Raw genomic sequence first — 10,859 nt, forward strand, 5'->3', positions numbered from 1 at the left:
TAAAATGAGTAAATTTGATTGTTTGGGTAGTGTATTATTCTATCTTGCTTAAAATGTGTGTATAAAGCTTACTGCAAACTGCAGGGCCGTTTCTACACCCTGTGTAAACCTTGCTGCAGTCTGCATGGGACTTTCTACACCCTGTAGAAACCTTGCTGCAATCTGCAGGGGACTTTCTACACCCTGTAGAAACCTTGCTGCAATCTGCAGGAGACTTTCTACACCCTGTAGAAACCTTCCTGCAACTTGCAGGAAACATTCTACACCCTGTAGATGACATCTTGCAGTTAACATTTACATTTCCACATCCCAGATTGGTAATTTTATGCTAAAATGCTTACATTACAGTCAGTTAACCCAACTCAACCGCGCTATGAAAAAAAAGTACATCTCTCTTCCCCTATTTTTTATTCTAGTATTCTCTTTTTATATCGACGGATTTTCTCAGTGTACCTATCAACATAAGCTCGATAGCATTGTGCAGTTGTTGGATATGCCTGGTGCAAAATTCTCCATCATTTACCAGGATGGACGACAGGAAAACTATGCAACAGGTTATTCGGATTCTATCCGTAAGGAAAGAATGAATTTGCAACACGTAATGTTTTCGGGAAGTATAGGGAAAACCTACGCTGCAGCAGTTTTGTACCAATTGGTTGAAGAGGGTAAAGTCGATTTAAAAGAGAAGTTTTTTAACTATTGCAAGGGGGAGTGTTGGTTGTCGAAATTGCCAAACATTGGGGACATTACCGTTGAGATGCTTTTGCAGCACACCAGCGGTTTGCCACGCTATATCGAGAATGAGCAGCTGTGGATCGATATCAAAAATAATCCTGATAAGGTGTGGAGCTATAAGGACCGATTGCAGTATGCTTTTGATATGGAAGCGGTGCACAAGGCAGGCGAGGGCTGGGCGTATTCCGATACCAATTATTTGCTGATAGGGATGCTAATTGAGAAGGTTACGGGCATGGATTACTACGAGGTGGTCAATGCGCGTATTTTGGCGCCGTTGGATTTTAAAGAAACCTACGGGGCAACCCGTCGCGATGTTCCGAGATTGCCAATTGGCTATTCGGGTTTAGAAGATTTCTTTCACATGCCAAAGCAGATGGTGGTTGAGGGCAGGTATGCTTTTAATCCGCAAATGGAGTGGACTGGCGGAGGATATGCTTCCACTACATCCGACCTGGCAAAATGGGCCAAGTTTTACTACGAGGCGCTGCCATTTTCCAATGAAACGCTGCAGAAAATTGTTACGCCTAATCCCCATGGGGTTTTAAGCGAGTACGATTCCTATGGTATGGGCAGCTTTATTTTTAAAAGTGCGCATGGCAAAGCCTATGGTCATACGGGTTTCGTTCCCGGATTTCGTTCCATATTCTTGTATTACCCGGAACAAAAAATTGCCGTGGCATTTCAAACCAATTGCGATACCTACAAAGGCAAAATGACCCTATTGCATTGTGTCGACGAAATTTTGAAGGCAGAGTTTTAATGGATCATTGATTCCTGCTCATTTTCGAAATGATTTTTTCCCTTTTAGGGAAAATCCTGATAAGGAAAAGGGTGTTTTTAAGAGAAATACAATCAAAAATACACCCTTCTGGCTGTCGCCATCTCCCCTGGAAGGGGAGAATTTAGAATTAAACGATTGTATATTTAATTCTCTGTCGAATTATTTTCAGGAAAATAAATGAGAATTAAGAGACACTGATTTCATTCTTACTCACATTTGCGTTTACTGATTAGTTCATTGATAATTGTTCACTGTTTATTGCTCATTGTTTACTGATAACTGATTTATTTTTTTTAATTTGGTAGTGGTTCAGAAAGGCCGTGAATAGAGCCTTTCAAGAGTTTTGTTCCCCTATATTATTAAACTATTGAATATGAATATTTTTACAAGCAATGATAATGGACCCAAAACAAGTTTTACTGCTTTGGAGTTGATGGAGGAGTTGGAAAAGGGTTCGGATATTTTACTGATCGACATTCGTGAACCGCATGAATTGGCGAAAGAAGGGATCGAGAATTCCATTCACATTCCGATGGGAGAGATTCAAAATAAGATTCCTACCCTGCCTAAGGATAAGGACATTATTATTTTCTGCCATTTGGGATTTAGAAGCAAGCAGGTGAGAAATTACTTGCGCAAAATAGGCTTCCATAAGGTAGCGCATCTAAAAGGTGGATTGTACAGTTGGAATCGCCAACTAAAGAAAATGAAAGCTGAGACTTATTAGTCGTACTCAGCTTATTAAAGCATAAAAGGAAAGCTCAATAATTTGGTTTATTGAGCTTTCTTTATCAACATTATTCAATAACTATTTGGCAGGAGTTTCTACAACACTCATTGTGCCGAAATAGTAAATTCGTTATATTAATTTTGATTTGCTCTAGCCGCATGGCTCATCCTTTTCCCATCGATGGAAAAGGATGCAAAAGATCTAGGGCGAGTAAGCTCAAACTACTTCTACTTGAAAACTTTAAGTGCGGCGGGGTGATCTTCGAACAAGTTCTCAGCTTCCCCGTCTTACTAAAAAGTTTTATGTGTATAAGTAGCTTGACCTTCCAATGCCCACTTTGGTCATTTGTAGATAATAGACCTTACGATGAGTAAGTTTAAAGGGCTACCCACTGAGTCTACAGCTCTAAAATAATTACTTGGCAGGAGTTTCTACTACACTCATTACGCCGGAATAGTTAATTCTTTTGATGCCCGCATTTCGGAGTTGTCTTTTGATTTCTTCAATCGTCTCCATTTTGGTTGCCGGGTCGAGAACTCTGATTTCGGCGAGTAATGTGTTCTTATTGTTTAGAGCTTTAACTCTTTCCTCAATAAGATTTAAGGGACATTTTTTATAGTCTATAAAGATTCCTTCAGTGGTAACTCTTAGATCGATGGCATTTACAGAAACCTTAATAGCTGTAAAAGGTGCAATACGAATCGGAACTCTTTCATCAATTTCCAATTGCTGTGCATCCGACAATCGAAAGTAATCCTTGTTGAACAGCTTTTGTGCTTTTTCTGATCGCACCTCCAGGTAAGCTTTCCCGAAGGATTGCATGCTCATGGCAACATCATCTTTTGGTGTGCCCCTGTCGATTTGATAGCTGATGGCAAGCTGGTTTACCTTTGCCGATTTGCCATTGCTCAATTGGTTTTCAGTAGTTTCAGGATTGGCATTGTTCCAATAGTTTTTACCGCTGATAAATGATTTCACAATGGTTTTGAGCTCTGTTTTTGATACCAATTTCCCATTTGCCAGTAGATCACCACGTTTGTTTTGTAGTACAGCCAAAACATTCCTTTTTTTAATAGGTCCTGTTTGCCAACTTAAGTCGGGTTTGTGGGTAGGCTGTTTGCCATAGAAAACGCCGGCATTTAAATTTGCGATATTGTTGTGTCGCCATTCTTTCAGCCAGGATTCGCTATCATTGACCTGAACCATGAGCGCAGGCAGAGTATTTACCTTTTCACTTACTTTCGGATTGGCAAATGCTTGTAAAAGCAGAAATCCTGCAGGTAAAAAGAGTAGGGTTTTTGCAACGCTCCATCGTAAAAATTGTTTCTTTTTCATCATTTTAATTCTTTTTGAAATTGAACCTTGTTTGAAATGATTTGCTGAAGCAAAACGTCTTTTGCCTACAGCTTTTTCTAAAATCAACAGTTGATATTGTGTTGCATCGATGCCAGATTTGAGTACGGCCTGATCGGCCTGAAATTCGTGAACCAGTTTTAACTCCTTTTTTAATAACCATGCAAATGGATTGAACCATTGCAGAAAACAAACCAGTTCCATTAAGATTACATCGTATGAATGATGCAGCCTTAAATGTGCTTCTTCGTGCAGAAGAATTGGAGTTTTATTGTTCTGGTAATCTTGTTTTGAGAGTACAATGTATTTCCAAAACGAGAATGCCTGTATGTTATCTTGTACAATAGCCAGTAATAAATTCTTATAGGCTTGTATGTTGGCTTGCTTTAGCCATTTAAATATGCTTTTGTAGGATAGCAAGAAACGCAGGAACAGCAGAATCAGAACCAGTTGGTAAATCAACACATACCAATTTACCTGATGTGTGTGGCTGATTAGGCCTGTGGTTTCAAGAGTTGTGCTGTCGATCATTTTGGTTTCTACTAATGGCAATTCAATAAACTCTCGAACTTTAACCAATGGGGTAGAATCTATCTCGCTAGCGGGAATCATATTGGCCAATAGCGGAATTGTAAAAGCAGCACCTACCGATAGCAAGAGTACCAACCTTTTGTAGGCATGTCTCCCATCTCTACTCAACAACAATTTGAACAGAAGGTAGAAAAATGCCAGGCCAATACCTGTTTTTATCATGTATGTAATAAAACTAAACAGCATTATTTGTCTTTATTGTCTTCAATGTCCTGAATTAACCTTTTCAGCTCGTCGATGGATAGTTTCTCTTCTTCAACGAACATGGATACTACTCTTTTGTATGAGTTGTCGAAGTATTTTTTAACCACATTCCCCATGGTTTTTTTGCGATATTCTTCTTCGGTAATGGCAGCATAGTAACGATGCGTTTTCCCGAAGGTCTCATGAGCTATGAATGACTTTTCCTCCAAAGCTCTCACCATGGTTGATAGGGTATTGTAGTGTAATTTCTGATCGGGAAAGATTTTCTGAAGTTCTTTTACAAACATGGGACCTTCGGCCCAAAATAACTTCATAATTTCCTCTTCTTTTTGTGTTAACTTCTTCATTTCGCAAAATATTTTAATCAAATATAACTATAAAATATAGTTTTACAACTATAAATACAGTTTAAAAACTATAAAATATAGTTGATAAACAATAAAAGCGAGCTGGAAGCTTCGAAAATACTAGGAAAAAGGCGATTGAGTTTTTTTTGATATTTCTATGGAAATATTTCTGAACTCAGGTTTCAAGATTGTCGCAAAGATTATTTTGGGTTAAATATCAGAGCTAAGTGCGACAATGAGTTGGGAGAATATTTAACCCGGGGCGAGATTTGTTTTTCTCATTTACCCCGGGTATTTAATGCTTTAAATTTGCAGCTATGAACTGCTAACTGTTCATTGTTTACACGAATTTCTCTCTTCGTTGCAGGTTGATTAAGCTCCACAGAATGGTAATCAGCGAACCAATAATTAGCATCATTCGATTTTGGTACAATACATTTTGCCAGATGGTGTAGCTCATATCGCCCGGAACATTAAAAGGGTTTAGAAAAATGTTCCATTTGCTGTATTGTAAAGGCTCGGCCAGTATCAGAAATACCAATCCTAAAACCACCATGACTACGGCTGCACCACTTGCATTTTTAATTAAAGTGGTGAACAGAAAGGCCAAACTTGCCAAAAACAGCAGACAATACATCAGCTCGTAAACCATATGGAATACATCAATTTTAATGACCAAAAACACCGTTAACCACGACATTAAAAACATAAGCGATACCAGCAAAAGAATGCTTAATGCAAAACGTACCAGGTAAACTTTGTATCGGTAATTGGGAATTCCGAATAGAATTTCGAGCATTCGGGTATCCTTATCACTTTGAATGATATAGATCACCGGATAAAAGAGGATCAGTATTCCCGGGAAAATTAAACTCGAAAAAATATCCGACTCATCGGGACTAGAATCTGTGAATAGCATGATGCCCATTACCATAAAGAAGAAGGCGAAGGCTGCTATCAGAAAATAGATGAATTTATTCGCAAATATGATTTTCACATTGTAGCGAACAAAGTCTGTTATGAGTTTTATTTGTTCTATTGTTTTCATGTTTTTTGTTTTTAACCACAAAGGATTCTCAAAGTATTTCACGAAGTCGCACAAAGTTTAAACTTGCTCTAAGCTATTCTAGTTGAGTTTTTCCCTTCTAGGGAAAATCCCGACAGGGAAAAGGGTGAAATAAGAACAATATAATCAAAAATACACCCTTCTGGCTGTCGCCATCTTCCCTGGAAGGGAAGAATTTCTAAATAATCGTTCTATTTTTTTTAAGCTATATTTCAATCCTTGATTCTCATAAATAGTTCATTTCTTCCTTTGTGATTCTTTGTTACATCCTTCGTTATTACTTCGTGGTTCAGTCTACACATTCATCATAGTAATTTTATTATCACTTGTATCATTCAGCAAGCACAAATACGCATCTTCGAGATTTGCTTTGGTGTTAACCGCACCGTATCCCGGATCTTCATCCGATAGGCATCTTACTCGAATATGATCGTTATCACGCATATGATGAATAATCACGTGTTCTTTCTTAAACTGTTCAAATTCTTCAGGCGAAACCTTCAACATCCAAACCTTTTCATTGGCAATACCTGCCATGTGAACGGGTTCACCTAGATATTTCAATTCTCCTTTTTTCATTACTGCCACTCGGTTACACGAACTTGCTACATCCTCGATAATATGTGTAGAGAAGATTACAATTCGCTTTTTACTCAACTCCACCAAAAGGTTTCTGAAGCGGATTCGTTCGCGAGGATCGAGACCAGCGGTAGGTTCATCTACCACAAGAATTCTTGGCAGGTGAAGCAAGATTTGAGCAATTCCAATTCTCTGTTTCATACCACCCGAGAAGGATCCAATTTTTTCATCTTTGTTCTTGAGCATGTGTACTGCATCCAGCACGTATCTAACACGCTCTGTTCGTACTTCAGTATTGTGAATCTTTTTCAGGATTGCCATGTAGTTCAGAAAATCCCAGGCAGTCATGTTCTCGTACATGCCAAATTCCTGCGGAAGGTAACCGATCAATCCTTGCAGTTCTTCGCGTTTTTCTCGTACATCAATTCCATTAATGGTGATTTGCCCGTAGCTCTGTTCAAGTATTCCACAAACAATACGCATTAGGGTTGATTTACCGGCACCGTTAGGTCCCAGCAATCCAAACATACCATTGCCAATGTCGAAAGAAACGCTCTTTACTGCTTTAAAAGGAACTTTCTGTTTCCCGATGATTGGGATAATCAACACAAATCGGTAGAAGAACTTGCGAATTCCTTTAAACCTTCCTGTTAATCGGTTGATGTTGATCTTTTCGCGATAAATTTTGTCTGACGTTTTCTTAATCAGCAATGCAAAATACCACAGTACTGCAACCGGAATGGTTAATCCAATTAATTCGTATTTGCTATTGAAATAAGCCAATACAGCCAATGGGAAAATCCAGTAAATGAATTTATGGAACAGGTTGATTACGATTCTGCCCAATTTGCTTTTGCCTTTTTCCACTAAGTGTTTTTTGTATTCCATAATAGGCGCCATGAAATACAAGAGCATAATTTGGAAGTTGATGGATAGCAGAATCAACCAAAATTTACTTTGCAAATGGAAATAGATGAAAAAGATCATGAAGGCGATAAGTGGCAACTGCCATATCAGGGTTAAGAAATCGCGCAAGCGTGTGTATGAGTGTTTTAATCCCAAACGTTCTCTTACTCTTAAACCAGATTTCCATTCACGCATAAATCTGCCATCCCAATCGTATATTTTTACAAGATTTCGGATCTGAATGTGAAGTTCGTCATCGGCAGCAATTAGTTCTTCGTTGGCTTTGCGCAAACTTGCCTGTATAAAATAAATGCAGGCAGGTACCGATAACAGAAGTACCAATAGATCGATAATTTGCCAGATTTTACTGTCTACCTCGGTGTATATGAAATAGGCTCCGGCTATCCAAATGCCAAATTGTATCACTTTAACCCATACTGGTTGATTGCGCATCCAGTTTAAGCTGGTTTGTAATCCGGTATAAAGCGTTGGGATGAATACCAAAGTTAAAATGGTACTTAAACTCAAACCTCCAATTACTGTAATGGCAAACGGAACACCAATTTGCGTTACATATTCAGCGCGTCCTAGTGCCAAAGGCATTAAGGCGATAATGGTGGTAATTGCTGTAATTAAAATCGGACGTATACGAGCCAATCCGGCCATCATTAAGGCTCTGGACTGTCGGTAGCCTCGTTTTCGAAGCACATTGGAATAATCGATCATGATGATTCCGTTGTTTACCACAATTCCCAGCAAAATAATCAGGCCTGTAAACACATTGGCATTCATCAATGAGGTTCCCGTAAGTATAAGGGCAACCAATGAACCAATGGCAGCCATTGGTATGGAGAACATCATTACGATTGGCATATTAAACGATTCGAAAACCGATGCCAAAATCATGAAAATAAGAATAAATGCCATTAGGAATAGGAAGCCGAATTCGCCCAAACTGTTTTCTTCGTGAACAATTTCAACAGCCAATCCCGAAGGTAAGGTCATCCCACCAATGATTTCGTCGATTTCTACTCGTGCAGCAGTAAGAAGGTCTTTATCATCATTTACTTCATCAATAAACTGATAAGAAACCACCAGCTGTTTTTCCTGGTTGGTTCGCTTAATGGTAGACAAGCCATCGGTAAAGTTGAATTTACTGATGTTTTCCAATTCGAATTCTGCTCCTTGAGTTCCGCGAACGCTTAGCTTGCGCAGATCTTGTGCATTTCGTGTGATTTCAGGATTTTCACCAAGGGTTTTAATAACGATATCATACTCTTCGTTTCCTTCCTTAAATACAACATTACTCGAGAATTCTTTTTGGAAAGAGTTCAGCTCCGATAGAACCGAGCTCACAGGAATATCATACAAGGCCATTACCTGCTTGTCCAATTCCAAAATCAGTTCAGGACGTTTGGAAGGAATGCGTATGTTCACATTTTTGATAGATGTAAGCTGGTTAAGGTAATAGTCCAAATCTTCCGAAAGGTCTAGCATCTTATCGAAGTTCTGCCCTTTAATAATCAGCTTTTCTTGTTGACTACCGATCCCCAGCATTTCCATAAATGGATCGTCGCCACCGAAGCCATCGCCTCCGCCGCCGCCAAATCTTCTTCCTCGTGCCGGAGGTTCCCAGCTAAAAGAGGAGCGAGGCAATCCATCAAGGCGTTCCATGATGTTTTTCTTGATGCCAGGAATGCTTAAGTTTTGCTTTTCGCGATAATCATCCACCAAGCTAATGGTAAGCATGGCTTCTTCTTCGTAAATCTGGCTGGTGATATCTTTCTTCTCCTCAAGTGAGGCCAACTTTTCTTCTACTTGCTGAACAAATAAATCGGTATTCTCAAGTGTGGTACCTCCCGGAAGGTTGACGTACAGATTCAGGTCTTTGGTTTCGGTTTCTTCGGTAGAAATAAAGCTTAAACCTAAACTGATTAGCAAGGTGATGAAGAACAAACCTAAAGCACCTAAAACTGTTCTTCCCGGGTGACGCATACAAGATTTTAGCAATACCAGGTATATTTGTACCAATCGGTTGTGATAGGAGATGTTTTCAAAGTTTATCTCCTGAAATTTTCCTTTACGCCTTAAAAAGCTGTGCGTAATCATTGGGATCAACAACAAAGCAACCACCAAGGATACCAATAGGGTAGAAATAATGGAAACTCCAATGTGTTTGCCCATTAATCCGATTAGGAAATTGGATGAAAATACAAATGGTAAGAATACGGTTATGGTGGTTAGGGTTGCTGCAAATATTGAGCGCCAAACCTCCTTGGTACCTTGAATTACTGCCGTGTTTGCATCTTTCTTTTGTGCAGCGAGTCGGTATATGTTCTCGAGGACGACAATACTGTTATCGAGGAGCATACCAATGGCCAAGGCCATTCCCAACAGCGTTAGTGTATTGATACTAATTCCGTAGGCATAAAAGAAGTTAAAGGCAGTGTAAACCGAGATTGGAATTGCCAAAGCAATTGCTGTTACCAATCGCAAGTTTTTTAAGAATATCCAAAGGATAAATATTGCCAGAACACCTCCTACCAAGGCCAATTCAATGATTAAATCGATATTGGTTTTCATGGTTTCAGCCATATTTAGCTGAACAACCATTTCTACATCTTTGTTCTTTAATTCCTTATTTAGATCATCAATTTTGGCAAGGGTAACCTCTGATAGTTCAATGATATTTGACTGAGCATCGCGGGTTAATTGCAGGGTTACTGCTTCCTTACCATTTACACGACTGTAGGAAGTTTGAGTTTTTACCCCGTAATGAATGTCAGCGATATCCTTTAAACGGATATCTCCCTTTTCCTGTACAACCAACTCGTGCAGCTCGTTGATATCGGAGAATTGGGAAACAACATTAACAAAATTCAGTTGATCTTTATCGATCACTTTCCCTGCAAAACGTCGAATGTTGCCATTGTTATTCAGTGCTGTTCGAACATCGGATGGACTAATGCCATAGCTTTTACAAACGTCATCGCGAAGCAAAATTTCTACTGATTTTTCCCGACCGCCAAATATTGCAGCATTGGCAATACCATCAATATTTTGAATTTTATCGAGGATTTCATTTTCTGTGATTTGTCGAACGCGGTCAACTCCACCACTACCACGAACCTGAATGTTCATGAACATGTTGTTGAGTTGTTCCATATCAAACTTTAAAACCTGAACCTGAAATTCCTCGGGAAAATCTTTTTTGATTTCCTCTACCTTTTCGGCAAGTTTTAAATAGGCGTACTTGATGTTTGTGCCCTGTTCAAAAGAAATTTCAATGCTTCCGCGCTGCTGTCCTGCAGTTGATTCGATTTTCTCAACTCCCTCAAGGCTTCCAGCAACTCCTTCTAAAGGGATTATTGCCTGATTTTCCATATATCTAGGATCAACCTCGATACCAGTACCAACCTGAACAAAGAGCATAGGAAGGTTTGCATTGGGAATCAACTCGACAGGAAGCTGCTTGTAGGAAAAATATCCCAGCATACTTAATCCTGCGAATAGCATCGCAATTAAAACCTTTCTTTTTATAATGAAGTTCATATATTAATCAGC

General features: G+C 39.2%; 6 protein-coding genes. 2 read left to right on the plus strand and 4 right to left on the minus strand.

From position 1 onward, the window contains the following. The first annotated feature begins 373 nt into the window (after nucleotides 1-373). Together DF185_RS17765 and DF185_RS17775 are read left to right on the plus strand one after the other, a co-directional pair. Nucleotides 374-1,498 carry a serine hydrolase domain-containing protein gene (locus DF185_RS17765; RefSeq protein ID WP_165836064.1) on the plus strand — a complete coding sequence of 375 codons (1,125 nt, stop codon included), beginning with the start codon at nucleotides 374-376 and terminating at the stop codon, nucleotides 1,496-1,498. Nucleotides 1,499-1,892: 394 nt separating this feature from the next. Then, on the plus strand, nucleotides 1,893-2,246 hold the full coding sequence (locus DF185_RS17775) for a rhodanese-like domain-containing protein (protein WP_110362111.1): 354 nt from the start codon (nucleotides 1,893-1,895) through the stop codon (nucleotides 2,244-2,246). Nucleotides 2,247-2,663: 417 nt separating this feature from the next. On the opposite strand, the gene DF185_RS17780 is transcribed toward DF185_RS17775, so the two are convergent. The 4 genes from DF185_RS17780 to DF185_RS17795 all read right to left on the minus strand — a co-directional run bounded on the left by DF185_RS17780 (nucleotide 2,664) and on the right by DF185_RS17795 (nucleotide 10,847). Next, entirely contained in the window at nucleotides 2,664-4,355 is a 1,692-nt protein-coding gene (locus tag DF185_RS17780; protein ID WP_165836065.1) for a M56 family metallopeptidase, read from the minus strand. 23 nt (nucleotides 4,356-4,378) lie between these two features. Continuing rightward, nucleotides 4,379-4,744: a BlaI/MecI/CopY family transcriptional regulator gene (locus tag DF185_RS17785; RefSeq protein ID WP_110362113.1), complete on the minus strand. Its 366-nt coding sequence runs from the start codon at nucleotides 4,742-4,744 to the stop codon at nucleotides 4,379-4,381. Nucleotides 4,745-5,084: 340 nt separating this feature from the next. Beyond that, entirely contained in the window at nucleotides 5,085-5,792 is a 708-nt protein-coding gene (locus DF185_RS17790) for a hypothetical protein (RefSeq protein ID WP_133250078.1), read from the minus strand. A 312-nt stretch (nucleotides 5,793-6,104) separates the two neighbouring features. Beyond that, nucleotides 6,105-10,847: an efflux RND transporter permease subunit gene (locus DF185_RS17795; RefSeq protein WP_110362115.1), complete on the minus strand. Its 4,743-nt coding sequence runs from the start codon at nucleotides 10,845-10,847 to the stop codon at nucleotides 6,105-6,107. Nucleotides 10,848-10,859 lie beyond the last annotated feature (12 nt).

It is taken from the genome of Marinifilum breve, from assembly GCF_003202155.1.
GTDB classification, from domain to species: domain Bacteria; phylum Bacteroidota; class Bacteroidia; order Bacteroidales; family Marinifilaceae; genus Marinifilum; species Marinifilum breve.